This window comes from Paenibacillus sp. cl123 (assembly GCF_900101595.1).
GTDB lineage: Bacteria > Bacillota > Bacilli > Paenibacillales > NBRC-103111 > Paenibacillus_G.
Map to the genome: position 1 here is coordinate 266737 of NZ_FMYY01000001.1, position 16669 is coordinate 283405.

General features: G+C 55.9%; 17 protein-coding genes. 8 read left to right on the forward strand and 9 right to left on the reverse strand.

The annotated features are described in order from the left end of the window. Positions 1–294: 294 nt before the first annotated feature. From nagA to BLR08_RS01195, 6 genes are all read right to left on the reverse strand, one after another. Positions 295–1476: an N-acetylglucosamine-6-phosphate deacetylase gene (nagA, locus tag BLR08_RS01165; RefSeq protein ID WP_072330169.1), complete on the reverse strand. Its 1182-nt coding sequence runs from the start codon at positions 1474–1476 to the stop codon at positions 295–297. Then, complete coding sequence (gene nagB, locus BLR08_RS01170) at positions 1473–2201, reverse strand: glucosamine-6-phosphate deaminase (protein ID WP_072330171.1); 729 nt, start codon at positions 2199–2201, stop codon at positions 1473–1475. The genes nagA and nagB overlap by 4 nt, the downstream gene beginning before the upstream one ends. A gap of 11 nt (positions 2202–2212) precedes the next feature. After that, positions 2213–3070, reverse strand: a complete 858-nt coding sequence (locus BLR08_RS01175) for a MurR/RpiR family transcriptional regulator (protein WP_072330173.1) — start codon at positions 3068–3070, stop codon at positions 2213–2215. A gap of 644 nt (positions 3071–3714) precedes the next feature. Beyond that, positions 3715–3903 (reverse strand): sporulation histidine kinase inhibitor Sda, encoded by a 189-nt coding sequence (gene sda / locus BLR08_RS01185; RefSeq protein WP_072330175.1) that lies wholly within the window; start codon positions 3901–3903, stop codon positions 3715–3717. 19 nt (positions 3904–3922) lie between these two features. Then, positions 3923–4360: a hypothetical protein gene (locus BLR08_RS01190; protein ID WP_072330177.1), complete on the reverse strand. Its 438-nt coding sequence runs from the start codon at positions 4358–4360 to the stop codon at positions 3923–3925. Positions 4361–4626: 266 nt separating this feature from the next. Then, positions 4627–4827 (reverse strand): hypothetical protein, encoded by a 201-nt coding sequence (locus tag BLR08_RS01195; RefSeq protein ID WP_072330178.1) that lies wholly within the window; start codon positions 4825–4827, stop codon positions 4627–4629. 217 nt (positions 4828–5044) lie between these two features. On the opposite strand from BLR08_RS01195, the gene BLR08_RS01200 reads away from it, so the two are divergent. The 3 genes from BLR08_RS01200 to BLR08_RS01210 are packed head-to-tail and all read left to right on the forward strand — an operon-like array spanning position 5045 to position 8822. Continuing rightward, complete coding sequence (locus BLR08_RS01200) at positions 5045–7237, forward strand: sensor histidine kinase (RefSeq protein ID WP_176835384.1); 2193 nt, start codon at positions 5045–5047, stop codon at positions 7235–7237. Continuing rightward, positions 7234–7878 carry a response regulator transcription factor gene (locus BLR08_RS01205; RefSeq protein WP_072330181.1) on the forward strand — a complete coding sequence of 215 codons (645 nt, stop codon included), beginning with the start codon at positions 7234–7236 and terminating at the stop codon, positions 7876–7878. Before BLR08_RS01200 ends, BLR08_RS01205 begins: the two co-directional genes overlap by 4 nt. A 2-nt stretch (positions 7879–7880) precedes the next feature. Then, positions 7881–8822: a polyprenyl synthetase family protein gene (locus BLR08_RS01210; protein ID WP_072330182.1), complete on the forward strand. Its 942-nt coding sequence runs from the start codon at positions 7881–7883 to the stop codon at positions 8820–8822. Positions 8823–9068: 246 nt separating this feature from the next. Here BLR08_RS01210 and mtnA read toward each other — a convergent pair whose 3' ends face one another. The 3 genes from mtnA to BLR08_RS01225 all read right to left on the reverse strand — a co-directional run bounded on the left by mtnA (position 9069) and on the right by BLR08_RS01225 (position 11880). Beyond that, a complete protein-coding gene (mtnA, locus tag BLR08_RS01215) occupies positions 9069–10157 on the reverse strand; it encodes an S-methyl-5-thioribose-1-phosphate isomerase (RefSeq protein ID WP_072330184.1) in 1089 nt (362 codons plus the stop codon). Positions 10158–10185: 28 nt separating this feature from the next. After that, a complete protein-coding gene (gene mtnK, locus BLR08_RS01220; protein WP_072330186.1) occupies positions 10186–11400 on the reverse strand; it encodes an S-methyl-5-thioribose kinase in 1215 nt (404 codons plus the stop codon). A gap of 309 nt (positions 11401–11709) precedes the next feature. Beyond that, entirely contained in the window at positions 11710–11880 is a 171-nt protein-coding gene (locus BLR08_RS01225; RefSeq protein WP_072330189.1) for an asparagine synthase, read from the reverse strand. Positions 11881–12076: 196 nt separating this feature from the next. Here BLR08_RS01225 and BLR08_RS01230 point away from each other — a divergent pair, with 196 nt between their 5' ends. The 5 genes from BLR08_RS01230 (at position 12077) to sufU (ending at position 16636) form a co-directional block, all read left to right on the forward strand. Further along, positions 12077–12661 (forward strand): DUF1802 family protein, encoded by a 585-nt coding sequence (locus BLR08_RS01230; RefSeq protein ID WP_072330191.1) that lies wholly within the window; start codon positions 12077–12079, stop codon positions 12659–12661. 164 nt (positions 12662–12825) lie between these two features. Beyond that, the gene (gene sufC, locus BLR08_RS01235; RefSeq protein ID WP_072330193.1) at positions 12826–13659 is read left to right on the forward strand and encodes a Fe-S cluster assembly ATPase SufC; all 834 of its coding nucleotides are present in this window, start codon (positions 12826–12828) and stop codon (positions 13657–13659) included. 34 nt (positions 13660–13693) lie between these two features. Further along, complete coding sequence (gene sufD / locus BLR08_RS01240) at positions 13694–15004, forward strand: Fe-S cluster assembly protein SufD (protein WP_072330195.1); 1311 nt, start codon at positions 13694–13696, stop codon at positions 15002–15004. Then, entirely contained in the window at positions 15001–16227 is a 1227-nt protein-coding gene (locus BLR08_RS01245) for a cysteine desulfurase (RefSeq protein WP_072330197.1), read from the forward strand. Before sufD ends, BLR08_RS01245 begins: the two co-directional genes overlap by 4 nt. After that, a complete protein-coding gene (gene sufU / locus BLR08_RS01250; protein ID WP_072330199.1) occupies positions 16214–16636 on the forward strand; it encodes a Fe-S cluster assembly sulfur transfer protein SufU in 423 nt (140 codons plus the stop codon). The genes BLR08_RS01245 and sufU overlap by 14 nt, the downstream gene beginning before the upstream one ends. Positions 16637–16669 lie beyond the last annotated feature (33 nt).

Consider the following 16669-nt stretch of genomic DNA (forward strand, 5'->3'; position numbering starts at 1 on the left):
CCTCGTTGAACGGACAGACAGGATTGGAGTTGCGGCTTGGAAGTCCGGTGAATAAAAGGCCGAGAGCCGATAGAAAGTTGAAACAGCGAGTTTTGAACCCACGATCGGCTGCAAATCACGCGTTATTCGCCGGCTGAGCTTTTAGATCTGCCGTTCACGGGAGGGCTGAGCGGCAAACGAATGTTGCAGGCAAATCGTATGCTTTTTGACAGGGAGTCGTGGTCGTTTATGCGGTTTTTCGAACAAACGGCATGCGCTCGACTGTCTGTCGTGGTCGTTTATGCGGTTTTTCCGCTACAGCTTGGCTGCTCCTCCGACCCATACCTGCTCGATCTGCAGGTCGGTACTGACGAGCAGTGCGTCGGCCAGCTTGCCGGCTGCAAGGGAACCGGTCTCCTGGAACAGCCCGATGGCCTTGGCGGGGTTGCGGCTGCCCAAGCGGCTGGCTTCCTCGACCGACAAGCCGATCCGCTCAACCATGAAGCGAAGAGCATCGATCATCGTCAAGGTGCTGCCGGCCAGGCTGTTGCCTTCCTTGAGGCGGGCGACGCCTTCCTCGACAATGACAGGAAGACCGCCAAGATCGTATTCGCCGTTGCCGAGGCCGGCAGCGGAGATGGCGTCGGTGATCAGCAGCAGGTTGTCGCTGCGTTTAGCCAGGGTGAGCAGCTTGATGCCGGCCGGGTGGACGTGATGGCCGTCGGCGATGATCTCGGCATGGATGCTGTCCTCGGTCAGTACAGCCCCGACGACGCCCGGATTGCGGTGATGCAGCCCAGTCATCGCATTGAACGTATGGACGGCATGTCCGAGTCCGTAGGAGACCGCCTCCAAGATCTGATCGTAGGTGGCGTCCGTATGACCGGCGGCTACCGCGATGCCCTGCTCCGCCAGCCGGCGGATGACGGCCGGCGCGCCCTCCCGCTCCGGAGCCAAAGTCACAAGCTTGATCAGCCCCGGATATTCGGCCGTCCAGGCGTCGACCCAGTCCAGCCGGGGATTGACGATGAAGGAAGGATTTTGCGCGCCGGGCCACTTCGGACTGATGAACGGTCCTTCCAGATGGACGCCTGCCACTCTCGCATAAGGCGAGCCTTCGCGGACATAATCGCTGACAGCCCGCAGCACCGCTTCGATCGCTTCGCGCGATTGAGTCACCGTCGTCGGCACGATGGTAGTGGTCCCACGGCTGTTATGGAATTTGGTGATCGTATCCAGCGCTTCTTTGGTGGCATCCATCACATCGGAGCCGTATCCTCCATGGATATGCACATCGACGAATCCGGGCAGCAGCCAGCTGCCGGCCGCATCAATGCGGCTTGCGGCGCTCGCGGCCAGCGACTCATCCAGCTCTTCCATAGGACCTAGCGAGACGATTCGCCCGCCGCTCCATGCGGCATACCCAAGCTCCCAAGTGATCTCTTCCGCTGCGACCTTGGCATTGACGATTAAAGTATCCCAATTTACTGTTGTCATACGAGCAGACTCCCCGCTTCCTGATCCAGAAGTACTACGACGTGAGAATGGGTTTGGAGCAGCGATGCCGGGCATTCGGTCGTAATCGGACCTTGCAGCGCTTGCTTCACGATTTCGGCCTTATCTTTGCCGCGAACGACAAGCACGATCAGCTTGGCCTTTAGGATCGTGCCTACGCCCATCGTGATCGCGTGCGTAGGCACCTGCTCCGGCTTGTCGAAGAAACGTGCGTTGGCTTCACGGGTCTGCTCGCGAAGCTCGACGACATGCGTCCCGCACACAAGAGCGCTGTCCGGCTCGTTGAAGCCGATGTGGCCGTTATGGCCGAGCCCGAGCAATTGCAGGTCGATCTGGCCGCTGTCCTTGAGCAGCCGCTCGTAACGGAGGCATTCCTTCTCCAGATCTTCGGCCATGCCGTCAGGAATATGGCAGCGCTCCGGGGAAATATCGACCTGCCCGAGCAGATGCTTCTGCATAAAGGTGTAGTAGCTGGCTTCATGATTCCGCTCCAAGCCGATATATTCGTCGAGGTTGAAGGAAGAAGCGCCTTGGAAGCTGACCAGACCTGCCTGGCAATCGCGGACAAGTTCCTCGTAGATGCCGACAGGCGTTCCGCCGGTCGCGAGCCCGAGGCGGGCGTTCGGATTCGTCTGGAGCAGGGCGGTGATGATGCCGGCTCCGGCTTTGTTCAGAGCTTCTTGGGTTTGAAAAGTCAGGATGTTCATCGGGTTTGTTGTCATCTCCCTTTTTCTTTGCGGTATTTGCGGACTTGCTGAAAAGAATGCTCCAGACGAGGCACATACTCGTCGAAGTTCTCGCTGACAAGCGCAGTGAACAAAATATCCATCACATGCAGTTGGGCGATGCGGGAGGCCATATCTCCGCGCCGCATGCCTTCTTCAAGCGAGGAGGCGAAGAGGCGGATATCGGCTTCCTGCGAGATCCGGTTGGAGCCGAACTTGGTCAAGGAAACCGTCACGGCTCCCCGTTCCTTGGCGCAGAGCAGCGCATCATAGGTCTCGACCGTCTCGCCCGAGTAAGAAATGGCGAAGGCGACGTCCCCTTCCTCCAGGCTGGAAGCCGAGGTAATCTGCATGTGGGCGTCCGGCCAGTAATAGGCTACCTTGCCGATCCGCACCAGCTTCTGCTGGAAGTCCAGCGCGACAACGCCCGAGGTGGCGACGCCGTACAGATCGATCCGCTTGGCTCCCAGCAGGGCGTCCACGGCTGCCGCCACGGCCTGCAGATCAAGCTGGCGCGTGGTGTCGGATATCGAACGCACATGATTCGCTTCGATGGCCTGGACGATGCTGTGCAGCGAGTTGCCTGCAACAATATCCTGGTAGGTCGACTGAGGGGGCGTAACGGCAAGCTCGGCGCCCAATCTCATCCGAAAATCGCTGTAGCCCTTGAGCATCAGACTGCGGCAGAAGCGGGAAACGGTGGCCGTACTGATGCCGGAGCGCTCCGCCAGCTCCGTAATGCTGAGCTGCACCGCTTCATGGGGATGCTCAAGAAGAAAATGCGCCAGCTCCAGTTCCTTGCGGTTCATGCCCGCCTGCTGTTCGCGGATCATTTGGATAATACTGGACAAGGGAATCACCCTCTTTATGAAGGTTTTGAAAATTTTTTGTAAAAAATTTAGTCTGTATAAGAAAATTATTTTCATATCAATCATACCTCAACTTTTGGCAGCTTGCAACCGCCGTCTGAGTTTGAAGAACTGCGCGGCATTCAGAAAAGACAGGCTACAGAAGCAAGGAGAACGCAGCGAAGCGGAGCGGGGGAGCTGCGGAAATCAGCGGCCGCAAGCGCACGGTCGGTCGTTTTTGCTGAGTTCCGTAAGGATGGAAGATTGCGAGAACAGCGACTAAAGGGAGGGGGTGGCGAGTCCCGCTACTGTTCCCGGGGCGCTATCTGCCTAACGTCCGATGTTGGATGTCAGCTTGATGGGGAAGGAGACGAAGAGAAATCTGTCCTAATGATGACCAGAGGTTTCATGGAAACAAATCCCGGATAGAGACCGGAATGGTCCTAGAAGTCCTGGAGAAATCCTAGTCTCGGCGAAATCGAAGAATACATAGATTTAGAAGAAGGGGGATAGATGGGGAAGAAGACTTCAAGAGCGGGAGGAACCGCACAGCCGTTCCTCCCGCGCACCAAAAGTATGGAGCCGTGCGCAGAGATCTTCAGGTCCTTGACGATGGAGCTGTCAACAGCCCCGATGGCCAGGTTTTCTCAAACTCCGCCTGCATCCAAATATAAGGATCGTTCTGCGGCCGACGCTCCTGACGATTCCTCGAGCCTGACAGACAGCTTGCGCGACTGAAGCTCCTGAAGCAGCAGCTCGATGAATTCGCCATCAAGCTGCAACTTAACGGATATCGTATAGGCGGCGGTCAGGTCCTGATCGCTAAGCCATCTCATGATAGTCCCCTCGCCATAGTTATTTTCGTTTCCTGCTGCTTTTCATCAGCGTCATGCGGCGGGAATGCCGCAGCCAGGAGTAGTAGGTTTTCAAATCTCGCAGTTCCATGGACTGCGACATGCAGCCGAGGAAAGTGACGGCAATCAATTTATACAAAGGAGCGCCATATTGCTCCGACTCCTGCTCGGCTGGTACGAACTCGACGACCATCAGCAGATCGCCGTCCACGACAAATACGTCTTCTTCGTTGCGGTAATAGGACTCGATCCGGCCGTCTTTGAGCCTGTCCCATAGAAAGCGGGCTATCTCCGCGGCGCTCCGATGATCTTGAGCGACCCGGGTTTTCCAGCGATCATAGGCGTGGTGGGTAAGAATCAGCTCAATGATTTTCTTATCCTCCAACTCTGCAACGTCTCTCTCTCGGGTGTTGATTTCATTCCGGTTGACGTGCTTCATCGCAGGCACTCCTCTCACTAATAAACAGCCCATATTTTCCATATAATACTATTTATCATAAGCTTAACTGCGCCCGGATGCATCGCATATCTGACCAGAATCCATGCTATTTTTTTTCATCTTGTTGCAAAACATGCAAACAGGAAGCTGCATCGAAGCAAAACCCCCCAGCTATTTGGCCGCAAATAAAAAGAGATCGCACGATTAGCGGAACGCTAAATATGCAATCTCTTTTTAATCTGGTAAAATCATACTAGGAATTCCGTCTAGCCCCAATCGCTTTCGCGATCGGTTAACGCTTTCTTGCCGTCGATGTGAATGCGGGTGAACGTACCGATCAGAGCGGAGGACTCTTCTTTCGACAAAGACAGGTCGGCCGGTACACGGTTGGGTTGGCTTGGGGCGCCCTTGCTGTTGAGTTCGTGAACGACGTTGTGCAATTGCGGATGCAGCTTGATGGTAAGCATGTTAGATACACTCCATTCTCGGGAAAATGGTACTTCAGTCCTAGTATAGCAAATTGTCCCACAGAAAGGATATGATTTTTGGAGAATGTTGAAAAAAAATATTTGGCCCATATGGATTATGACTATTTTCCTAGTCGCCCAAGCTTGGTGCTCCTTTATCACTTTTCATTATCCATATATCGGAATAAGCCTGGAGCAGACGGAAGCCCGGCAGTGGGTGATCAGGGAACTTGAGCAGGAAAACATCAGAGCGCAGCTTGGGCTTAAAGTAGGGGACATCGTAGTTCTTGTGGATCATCTCCCTCCTGAAGAATCTCCTTCCGTACAGAAATGGAAGATGGTCGAGCAGGCGCGCTCACTGACCGTGATAAGAGAAGGCGAGCGGATCGACATCTCGATCGACATTCCAAGCACGACCATCGGGGATATGATCCCGATCGTTCAGGAATTGGTCTGTCTCATCATGGCGGCGCTGCTCTGGTTCAAGGTGCGCCGTTCCAAATCTTCCGTCATGCTGGCGGCCGTCTTCCTGACTATCGCCACCATATACATGAGCTTGGGAGCTTCCGTTCGAGGCGATGCGGTAGGCAAATTGCTGATCACGGGCTTTATGATGGTGCTTCCTGTCGTCTTTTATCATTTTCTCGTTGTTTTTTTCGAGGAGAAAAGCGGATTGACGCTGCCCAGCCGCATGCTGAGCTACCTGTATGCATTTGTGGGAGCGGGCCTTGTAGTCCGGCTGCTGTATTTTTATCCACCCATGTCCTTCACGGTGTACCAGTACAGTCCTACCATCTCGCTGATTTTCTTCGTCATAGGGTTTGCTTGCATTATGGTTGTGCTCTCCAGGCTGTATGTGCGCAAGAAAAAGGAAGCGGGTCACGTGATCTCCATCATCACAAGCATATGGGCGGCCTTTTTCATTTCGTTCCTGCCCGTGATCTGCTTCTCCTTTTTGCCCATTATCTTTACGGGCCAATCGATTATGGACGCCAGATTCACGAGCGGCTTCATTCTGTTTTTCCCGATCTCATTCGCTTATCTGATTGCTTCGGATCAGCTGTATGATATAGGTCTTGTGCTCCGGCGGTTTCTATTCACCTGCTTGCTCGCCGTTGTGCCGGTCGTCGTGTTTACAAGCGTCTACGTCTTCATGTTCCATCGGAATAGCGACTACAGTCAGATTATTTTCCTGTTCGTGGGCTTGATGATCATGGTGTCGCTGGTGCTGTATGCGGCCGAGCATTGGACGACCCGGTTGGAGCCTTATCTGTTTCCGAGAAAGTTTATGCTTCAGGCGGCGCTGAAGAAGATTTCAAGAAATCTGGGCAATATTTCGAATTTGCGGGAGCTGCGGGAGCTGATCCTGGTCGATATCGTCGCTACCTTGCAGGTTTCCGGCAGCGCTATCGTGTTCTGTTACGAGAACGATATGGAGATCGTCCATGAAGGCAAGATAGATCCGGCCGAGATTCGGCAGCTCATCCAGTCGTCCTCGCTGCTTCAAAACCGGTATCTTACTTGCATCGAGATGAACCGTCATGAAGCTTATACAAGCTATCTGATCATTACGCGCAAGAAGACGAATACGATGCTGGCCAAAGAAGAGCTGCAATGGCTGCACCTCATTACGTCCTATCTCGAGGTCAGTCTGGAGAACGTTCACCTGATCCGCAAGCTGACGTTCCGTTTGCAGGAGATGGCCTCACAGCTGCCGCAGGAAAATTCGGCCCGGGATATCCAGTGGTTCCGCAAGGTCATGTTCGATCTGCAGGAGGAAGAGAGGGTGCGCATCGCTACGGAGCTTCACGATACGACGCTGCAGGATCTGTTTTTTCTTAAACGAAGGCTGACCGGGCTGGCCGACAGCGCCGCTATGCACAAGGAGGAGCAGGAGCCTTTGCGCGGGATGATCAATTATGTCGAGATGATCAATGAAAGTCTGCGGCAGAGCTGCTTCGAGCTGAATCCTTATTTGCTCAAAGAAGTAGGGCTGATTAAGACGTTGAACATGTACTTGGAGAAGGAAGCCTATACGACTCCGTTCGAGCTGGAGTTCAAGGTAGAGCCTGTGCCGGTTATCGAGGAGAACGGCATGGCGACCGAGCGTCATCTGTTCCGGATTGTGCAGGAGCTGCTCAATAACGCGAAGAAGCATTCTCAGGCAACGAAGGTGAGCTTCCATATCACGGAAGCCGACGGGCGGCTGCGGCTGGTTTACGAGGATGACGGAGTGGGCTTTGACGAGCAGGAGGAGGTCCGTCTGCAGATCGGAGCCTCCGGTCTCGGGCTGGAGCAGATGAGGACCAGAGTTTTGCAAATGGGCGGGGAAATCGAATATATCACGCAAAAAGGAAAGGGAACAAAGGTAGTCATCATGGTGCCGACTGAGAGGGGAAAACAAAAATGAGCGAAATGATTAAAGCTCTGGTGGTCGACGATCATCCGCTGGTCGCCAATGCAACCAAGACGCTGCTGGAGGATATGGGCCATATTAAGGTGATCGGGACCGTTCCGACGGCAAGACAGTGCATGGAGCAGGCTTCCTTGTATCAGCCGGATCTGGTGTTCCTGGACTATCATTTGCCGGATCAGCCCGGCACGGAGGTGGCCGCCTGGCTCAAAAGCAGGTACCCGGCCATTCATATCGTTATTTTTACCGGAGTGGAGCTGACGGGGATTCTCGACAAGCTTATCGAGATCCGTGTCAGCGGCGTGCTCTCGAAGGAGTCGGGCGAGCACACGATTAGGAATATGGTCAGCTGTATATTGGACGGGCATACGATGCTGCCTTTATCGATCTATCACCGGATGCAGATGAACAGTGGGTATGCTCCTGAGGACGAACGTCTGGAAGAGGAAGAAATACTCATGATGAACCTGATGGTGAAAGGCGCTACGCACGAGCAGATAGCGGCCCGCATTCATATGAGCAAGCGCACGGTCGATAACTATTTACGGAAAATATACGCCAAGCTTGGCGTCAAGTCCAGGGTGGAAGCGCTGGAGAAGTTTATTACGAGTAAATATTATACGCAGGATGAGGTGTAGGGATGAACCCGGATATCCGGCGGCAGATGTGCCGCATTGTGGACGACTATATAACAGTGGAGGAGCTCGGCGCGCTTCTGAAAGCTTTCATCGCGGACAAGGCGCTGGAATACGGGACATGGTCCGACATGACGATCTGCACGCACTATATGCTGGGCGGCTCATCGCCTCATATTGAACGGCTGGCCGCGGTAACGGAGCTGATCGTGCTGACCCTGGACATCGTGGACGATCTCCAGGACCAGGACCAGGGGGGCAAGCCCTGGATGCAGTGCCCGCAGGCGGTTGCGCTTAATGCGGTGCTTGCCTTGCTTCTGGGAGCCATAGGCGAGTTGGGAAGGCTGCAGGTCAGGCCCGAGGCGCTGACGGAGCTGGCCCTTCTGCTGACCCGGTCCGTGAACGGCCAGCAGAAGGATGTGAGCGGAGCGCTGACGACGCCGGATGATTATATCGCCATGACGCAGGAGAAATCCGGCTCCTTGTTCCGGCTCGCCTGCTTTATGGGCCATTCCGCCTTGAATGCCGCGCCCGCCACGATCGAGCGGCTTCATCAGCTGGCTGACTGCGCCGGTCTTATCCACCAGATCCAGAACGATATGAGAGACCTGATCAGCTTCGATATCAAAAGCGATCTGCTCGGCAGGAAGCGTACGCTGCCCGTGCTGTATTTGCTTCAGGTGGAGGAGGAGGCTTTCCGGCCGTTCAAGGATTATTATGAAGGCCGTCTTGACGCAGACTGGCTGCTGGCGCATAAGGAGGAACTGGTGCATACGATCCGGCATTCGGGATGCATTGAATATGCGGGGGTCGTCCAGTCCATATGCGTGCAGAAGGCGCAGGAGATTTATGCGGGTATAGAAGCGGCATCTCCGTGGAAAGAGAAGCTGAAGGCCGCGATGCTCGGCTCGTTCCTGGATGAGGAGCAGGCTGAAAGCACCGCCTGAAGAATATGTAAAGCCAGAAGAACAGCCAGAAGAACAGCCGGAAGAACAGCCAGAAGCACAAGGACACCCAGAAGCGCAAGAAAAGCTAAAAGCACAAGTAACAACCGGAAGGATACCCAGAAGCACAAGGACACCCAGAAGCGCAAGCTGAGTACCAGGAAGAACATGGACAAAAAGCCGCAGGCGGTGCCTGCGGCTTTTTTGCAGCTGTCAGTATCAGATGATGCCAAACGCGCTCTAAGGCTGTTATTTAAACAGCTTCTTGAGGTTTTCCTTGTAAGGTCCGCGGATGACGCCCTTCTCCGTTATGATCGCGGTGACGTATTCATTGGGCGTGACATCGAAGGCCGGGTTGTATACCTTCACGCCAGCCGGCGCGGTGCGTTTGCCGAAGCCTTGGGTGATCTCGTCCTCATGCCGCTCCTCGATAGGAATATCGGCACCTGTCGGCGTATTCAGATCGATCGTGGACATCGGGCAAGCGACATAAAACGGAATGCCGTGCGCCTTGGCCAGCACCGCTACGCTGTAGGTGCCGATCTTGTTGGCGACGTCGCCGTTGGCGGCCACGCGGTCGGTGCCGACGATGACGGCCTGCACCCAGCCCTTGGCCATCACGGCGCCCGCCATATTATCGCAGATCAGCGTCACATCGACCCCGGCCTGCTGCAATTCAAAGGCCGTCAGCCGCGCGCCCTGCAGCACAGGACGGGTCTCATCCGCGAATACCTTAAGCGCGATGCCCTTCTCCTGAGCCAGATACATCGGCGCCAGCGCGGTGCCGTAACGGGCCGTTGCCAGTCCTCCCGCATTGCAATGGGTCAATACGCCCATCCCGTCGCGGAACAGAGAGAGCGCATGCTCGCCGATCAGCCGGCATGTTTCCTCATCTTCCGACTGGATGGCGATCGCTTCATCCAGCAGCGCGCGCTGAGCGGCTGCGGGCTCAGCCGCGCCGTCGCCGGTCAGCAGCGCCGCAGCCCGCGCCCGCATCCGGTCGAGCGCCCAGAACAGATTGACCGCCGTCGGGCGGCTGGTCGCCAGATAGTCGCATTGGCGGTTCACTTCCGCCAGCAGTTCGTCCCGTCCGCCCCGCACCTCGCGGATGCCGAGATAGACGCCGAAGGCGGCGGCGATGCCGATGGCCGGGGCGCCGCGTACGGCGAGCTGCTTGATGGCATCCCACACCTGCTCGGCGGTTGTCAATTCCAAATATACGATTTCATCGGGAAGCAGCCGTTGATCCAGCAGATCCAGCCGGTCCCCCAGCGAGTTCCAGCGTACCGATTGAAGCCAGTCGGCCGCCGGAGCTTGTCCGTTCGTCATAGCACTCATCTCCTCGCGTTATGCTTGTTGTCTCTCGTTAATTGTAGGCCAGCGCAGCCTGCTCGGCGGCTTCGATCAGCTGTTCGATCGAGACGGCCGTGCGGTTCGATTTGATCAGCGATACGCCGATCGTCAAAGCGATGCGCTGGGCGCGCTCGCGGGCCGCACTATCTTCGATCTGGTTAATATCGGCGACCTGAGCCAGGCCATGCACGCGGCGCACCATCTTGCTGCCGGAATAGCCGATGGCGTCCCGCAAAATCTCCTGCATATAATAATCGGCGAAGCCCGGCGTGCGGAACATGCGGTCTGTCCCGTGCTCCTCCCACAGCGCGCGGAATTCAGCCTCGAACTTCGTCCAGATTTCCCGGATCGTTCCTGTCAAATAGGCGCGGTACTCGCGGCGGGAGGCGTTGTCGGAGCTCCATCCCTCCTGGGCGGCGAAGTTCAGCAGCAGGTTGGCGAACACTGCGCCGATATCGAAGCCCATCGGTCCGTAATAAGCGAATTCGGGGTCGATTACCTTGGTGGAATTAGGCTTGATGAAAATGCTGCCTGTATGCAAATCCCCGTGCAGCAAAGACTGCGCCCGGGTCAGAAACTTGTCGCGCAGGATGGCGACTTCGATATGAAGCTGCGTATCCTGCCAGATCGCCTGAACCGCATCTTGGATCGCCGGAGGCACGTTGTTGTTGGGCGAATCGGTATACGGATCGTCGAAGATCAGATCCTCCGTTATTTTGCAAAGCTCGGGATTGATAAACTGCTTCACGCGCTCCTTCTTCTCCTGCTGGTTCATGCCGAGGTCGGAGGTGAAAAAAAGCGTCCGGGCCAGGAAAGTCGCGATATGCCCGGCGAACAGCGGGTATTGCTGCCGCTCGATCAGCCCTTTGCGCATAATGACGTGATCGCTCAAATCCTGCATCACGGTAAGCGCCAGTTCGGGCTCGTATACATGCACATGGGGGACAAGCTCAGGGCAAAGGGCTTCTTGTATGAGAAGGGCTTCGCTCTCGATGCGCGCCCGGTCGAGGGTGAGCGGCCATGACTCTCCTACGACCTTGGCATAGGGAAGCGCCTGCTTGAGTATAATGCTGCGGCCCGAGGCCGGCTCCGAGATATGGAAGACCAGGTTAAGGTTGCCGTCGCCGATCTCGCGGCTGACCAATTCGCTGTCTGGGGCGAACAGTTCGGGAATGCGCCTGGAGTAGGCGATAGCCTCGGCTTCCGTAAAAGGGTGATATGCGGACATTGAGAATAAATTCCTCCTTTTTCCATAGCAAAACAAGTTCATTCCCTCTAGTATAAAACAATTTGCCGCAGGTTGGAATAGCGCTATGGAGTAAGGCGGAAGGGCAGCCCTGGTGACGAGAAACGGGTCATGGACCTGGACAGTCGAAAAAGGGAAGGCCTGGAAGCCTTCCCTTCTCCGCCGAAGCGCGGATGCGCTGCGGCATGCCCCAGAAGTCCGGTGAACAAGAGGCCGGGTTGCCGATGGGGAGTTGAAAAACAAAAGTGGAGACCCCAATCGACCGCAGGCCGCGCGTTAGTCACCGGATTTCTAGAATGGCGATCTTCTGCGGTGCTCCACCAAATCGATCGCGCCGAGCACGACATGAGCAAGCCCGAAGCCGACTACTGCGGCTGCAGCCATCGGATGCTTGCCGCGGAGCATGGCTCCGGATGCTGTTACAGCCGTACCGAGTACCGTTGGAATCAGTCCTTCACGCATCGTCCTGTTTCCTCCTTGGCCAAACGTTTTGGGTTGGTGCCGTCTTAGCATCGAACTTTGCGATTGATTTTATGCTGGTTCGGAATTGCAATGTTTTGCCTAAAAATCTATAATTATTTGAATGGTTGATCCCGTGCGGATAGCGAACCGGACGCGAGACCCGCTATTACGGGATTGCAAAGGAGGGTGAGCGCGGTTGGACGAAGAGGGCCTATGGGCGGCCGGGCTGAAGGAATGGGCCGTCGCGGCGGATGCTTTGGCGCGCGGCGATCAGATCCTGATCATGCGCAAGGGAGGCATCCGCGAGGAAACAAAAGAGTTTCGCGTGGAGAGCGACAGCTTCTATTTGTACCCTACATATGAGCATCAACGCAAGGAGCTGGTGAAGCCTCCGTATGCGGACCGGGTGGAGGAACTGGTGTCCGGCTGGAGCGCCGAGCAGATCGAGATCGGCATCGAGCTGTATGCCGAACTGGCCGAGGACATCCTGATTCATTCGCAGGAGCAGCTGGACAAGCTGGCGCCGTTCCATATCTGGACGGACCGGTTCGCCGAAGAAAGATTGAAGTGGAAGCGCGCCAAGCCGCTTCATCTGATGCTGCTGAGGGTGTACAAGCTGGAGACTCCCGTGAGGATTCCCGTTTTGCCCGCCTACAACGGCTGCAAGTCCTGGATCGAATTGCCAGGCAAGGCGCTTGACGCGGTCGAGCGGCGGCAGGTATTGTCGGAAGAGCAGTTTCAGGTCAAGCAGGCGGAGATTAAGGCGGCGTTAAACCGGTGAGATCCAAAGAAAAAGCGTCAAAATGAGCGCAGGCAGGTATTTATTGATTCCAAATGGTAAGATATAATAGTATATTATGATTGAGAATCATTGAGAATCAGTTTAGAATGATTCTTAAGAAGAAACAATTCCAAAAAATAAAGAAGTACGGAGGCAAACACGCTATGGCAAATTCTCCTCATTTTCAAATAGAGGGCTTGAAAGCATCGATCGAAGGCAAGGAAATTCTTAAAGGATTGAGCCTCGAGATTAAGGGCGGCGAGATCCATGCGATCATGGGACCGAACGGTACGGGGAAAAGTACGCTCGCTTCCACGCTGATGGGACATCCGAAATATGAAGTGGTGGGCGGCTCGGTCACCTTGGACGGGGAAGACGTGCTCGAGATGGCTACAGACGAGAGAGCCCGCGCCGGCCTGTTTCTGGCGATGCAGTATCCGAGCGAAATTACCGGCGTCACCAATGCCGACTTCCTGCGCAGTGCGATCAATGCCCGCCGCGAGGAAGGCAGCGAAATTTCCCTGATCAAGTTTATCCGTCTGATGGAAAGCAAGATGAAGGAGCTGGAGATGAACCCTGAGTTCATGCACCGCTACCTCAACGAAGGCTTCTCCGGCGGCGAGAAGAAGCGCAATGAAATTTTGCAGATGCTGATGCTCGACCCGCGCATCGTCATCCTTGACGAGATCGACTCGGGCCTTGATATCGACGCCCTGCGCATCGTGGCAGCCGGCGTGAACGCGATGCGTTCCGAAGACCGCGGCTTCCTGATCATCACGCACTACCAGCGTCTGCTCGACTACATCAAGCCCGACTTCGTCCATGTCATGATGCAAGGGCGCATAGTCAAATCCGGCGGACCTGAGCTGGCTCAGCGTCTGGAGAGCGAAGGCTATGACTGGGTCAAGGAAGAGCTGGGCATCGTCGATGAGACGGTCGGCGGCAGCGAAGAAGAGGAATTCAAGATTCCGATGAACACGACAGCTCCAAAATATTAATCAGCTACCCGGGAGGGACAGGAGGAAAATACGAATGAGCACACAAACTCTTCCGATCGACCGCGTGAGCTTGGTGGAGCAGTCCAAAGCACGGAAAGAACCCGAATGGATCACCTCTTTGCGTGAACAGGCGCTTCAGCTTGCCGAAACACTCGATTGGCCGGTATTGGAAAAAACAAGAATCGACCGTTGGAATTTGTCTTCCTTCGGCACTTATAAGCAAGCCGAGAAGCTGACGAATCTCGAGTCGCTGCCCGAGTCGGCGAGAACGCTGCTGACCGGCGGCGGCGAAGGCAGCCCGGACAATCTGCTCGTACAGCGCAACTCCGGCGTCGTATACAGCAGCTTGTCGGCCGAGTTGGCCGGCCTTGGCGTCATTTTTTGCAGTCTCGAGGAAGCGCTGGTGCAGCACGAGGAGCTCGTGCGCAAGCATTTCCAGACCGTCATCGCGAAGGATGAGCATCGTCTGACGGCGCTGCATGCCGCTCTGTGGAGCGGCGGGGTATTTTTGTATGTGCCTAAGAACGTCGTAGTCGACGTGCCGGTGCAGGCGCTGTTTCTGACGGACGACGCCGAAGCGAGCTTCTCGCCGCATGTCCTGATCGTGGCCGAGCAGCATTCCTCGGTCACTTATGTCGAGAACTTCGTATCCGAAGGCAGCCTGAACGGCCTCGTGCAGAACGGCGCGGTTGAGGTCGTCGTGAAACCCGGAGCCAAGGTGACTTTCGCTTCCGTTCACAACCTGAACGAAAGCGTCACGGACTTGACATATCGCCGGGCGGCTGTCGAGAACGACGGGTCGATCGAATGGATCGTCGGCGAGATGCATTACGGCAATGCCGTATCGGATACGACGTCCATACTCAAAGGCAACGGCTCTACATCGGACGCCAAAGTGATTTGCGTAGGAACCGGCGAGCAGAAGCTGAACGTCTCGACGCGTGCCGTACACTTCGGCAAAAGCTCGGACAGCCAGATGATCACCCGCGCGGTTATGCGCGATGCGGCGACGGCGATTATCAACGGCATCACAAAGATCGAGCACGGAGCGACGAAAGCGAACGGCGAGCAAACGGAGAAAGTGCTGATGCTCAGTCCGAAATCGCGCGGCGACGCCAACCCGATCCTGCTGATCGACGAGGACGATGTGACGGCAGGTCACGCGGCGAGCGTGGGCCAGGTGAATCCGGAGCAGGTGTATTATCTGATGAGCCGGGGGATATCCAGAGCGGAAGCGGAGCGCCTGATCATCTACGGCTTCCTGGACCCTGTCGTTGCCGAAATTCCGCTTGAGCTTGTGCGCAAGCAGCTGCAGCTTCTCGTCGAAAGGAAGTTGGGACAATGAATACGGCCGATATCCGCAGTCAGTTCCCCATTTTGAAGCAAGAAATTAACGGACATCCGCTCGTCTATCTGGACTCGGCGGCTACCTCGCAGAAGCCGGTATCCGTCATCGAGGCCGTTACCCGGTACTACGAGCAGGACAATGCGAATGTACACCGCGGCGTTCACACGCTCGGCTCCCGTGCGACCGACGCCTACGAAGGCGCGCGCGAGAAGGTCCGCCAATTCTTGAACGCCCGCTCTGCCGAGGAGATCATCTTCACGCGGGGAACGACGACGGCTATCAATCTGGTCGCTTCCAGCTATGCAAGAAGCGTATGCGGACCCGGCGACGAGATCGTCATTACCCCGATGGAGCATCACAGCAATCTCATCCCATGGCAGCAGGTCGCGAAAGCGACCGGCGCCGTGCTGAAGTATATGCCTCTGCAATCCGACGGCACGATCAAGCTGGAGGATGTGGAGAAGACGGTGTCGGAGCGCACGAAGTTTGTCTCCATCGTCTACGCCTCCAATGTGCTGGGCACCGTGAATCCAATCAAGGAAATCGCGGAGATCGCCCATAGGCATGGAGCGAAGATTTTGGTGGACGGCGCTCAGGCGACGCCGCATAAAAAGGTTGACGTGCAGGAGCTGGATTGCGACTTCTACGCCTTCTCGGGTCATAAGATGTGCGCTCCGACCGGGATCGGCGCCTTGTACGGCAAGAAAGAGCTGCTCTTGAATATGGAGCCAATCGAGTTCGGCGGCGAGATGATCGATCACGTGGGCCTGTACGACTCGACATGGAAGGATCTCCCGTGGAGATTCGAGGGCGGCACGCCGATCATCGCCGGCGCCGTCGGGCTCGGGGCGGCGATTGATTTTCTGCAAAGCATCGGGCTGGACGCTATCGAGCAGCACGAACGAAAGCTGACCGCTTATGCGATGGAGCGCATGCTGCAGGTAGAAGGACTGTCGGTATACGGCCCGCATACGAACCGGGTGGGCTTGATTACGTTTAATCTGGATGACGTTCACCCCCATGACGTGGCTACCGTGCTGGATGCGGAGGGCGTGGCCGTCCGCGCCGGCCATCATTGCTGCCAGCCGCTGATGCGCTGGCTGAACGTGACGGCGACGGCACGGGCAAGCTTTTATTTGTACAATAACGAAGACGATGTGGACCGGTTGATCGCTGCCCTTATCAAAACAAAGGAGTACTTCGGTCATGCAATTGGATGATTTATACCGCAGAGTCATTATGGATCATTATAAGAATCCCCGGAACCGCGGGAGCTTCGAAGGGGAGTCGGTCAGCATCGACCTGAACAACCCGACCTGCGGCGACAAAATCCAGCTGCAGATGCAGGTGGAGGACGGCAAGGTAAAGGCTGCCAAGTTCATGGGAGAGGGATGCTCGATCTCTCTCTCCTCCGCTTCGATGATGACGGATGCGATCAAGGGCAAGACGCTGGAGGAAGCGCTGCAGATGGCGGATTCGTTTTCCTCGCTGATGAAGGGCGAGCAAGCCGAGTTCGAGTACGAGGATATCGAAGCGCTGTCGGGGGTCAACAAGTTCCCCGCCCGGATCAAGTGCGCGACACTGGCTTGGAACGCACTGCGCAAAGGAATCGATCAAGTCAAGGCATAAAGGGTAAAGTAAGTATAGATAGTTTCTAAGGAG

Bases quoted from the DNA above. Each gene is read 5' to 3' on its own strand.
- nagA (WP_072330169.1), bottom strand. From the start codon at position 1,476: ATGACAACAGTAAATTGGGATACTTTAATCGTCAATGCCAAGGTCGCA.
- nagB (WP_072330171.1), bottom strand. From the start codon at position 2,201: ATGAACATCCTGACTTTTCAAACCCAAGAAGCTCTGAACAAAGCCGGA.
- sda (WP_072330175.1), bottom strand. From the start codon at position 3,903: ATGAGATGGCTTAGCGATCAGGACCTGACCGCCGCCTATACGATATCC.
- BLR08_RS01190 (WP_072330177.1), bottom strand. From the start codon at position 4,360: ATGAAGCACGTCAACCGGAATGAAATCAACACCCGAGAGAGAGACGTT.
- BLR08_RS01195 (WP_072330178.1), bottom strand. From the start codon at position 4,827: ATGCTTACCATCAAGCTGCATCCGCAATTGCACAACGTCGTTCACGAA.
- BLR08_RS01205 (WP_072330181.1), top strand. From the start codon at position 7,234: ATGAGCGAAATGATTAAAGCTCTGGTGGTCGACGATCATCCGCTGGTC.
- BLR08_RS01210 (WP_072330182.1), top strand. From the start codon at position 7,881: ATGAACCCGGATATCCGGCGGCAGATGTGCCGCATTGTGGACGACTAT.
- mtnA (WP_072330184.1), bottom strand. From the start codon at position 10,157: ATGAGTGCTATGACGAACGGACAAGCTCCGGCGGCCGACTGGCTTCAA.
- mtnK (WP_072330186.1), bottom strand. From the start codon at position 11,400: ATGTCCGCATATCACCCTTTTACGGAAGCCGAGGCTATCGCCTACTCC.
- BLR08_RS01225 (WP_072330189.1), bottom strand. From the start codon at position 11,880: ATGCGTGAAGGACTGATTCCAACGGTACTCGGTACGGCTGTAACAGCA.
- sufC (WP_072330193.1), top strand. From the start codon at position 12,826: ATGGCAAATTCTCCTCATTTTCAAATAGAGGGCTTGAAAGCATCGATC.
- sufD (WP_072330195.1), top strand. From the start codon at position 13,694: ATGAGCACACAAACTCTTCCGATCGACCGCGTGAGCTTGGTGGAGCAG.
- BLR08_RS01245 (WP_072330197.1), top strand. From the start codon at position 15,001: ATGAATACGGCCGATATCCGCAGTCAGTTCCCCATTTTGAAGCAAGAA.
- sufU (WP_072330199.1), top strand. From the start codon at position 16,214: ATGCAATTGGATGATTTATACCGCAGAGTCATTATGGATCATTATAAG.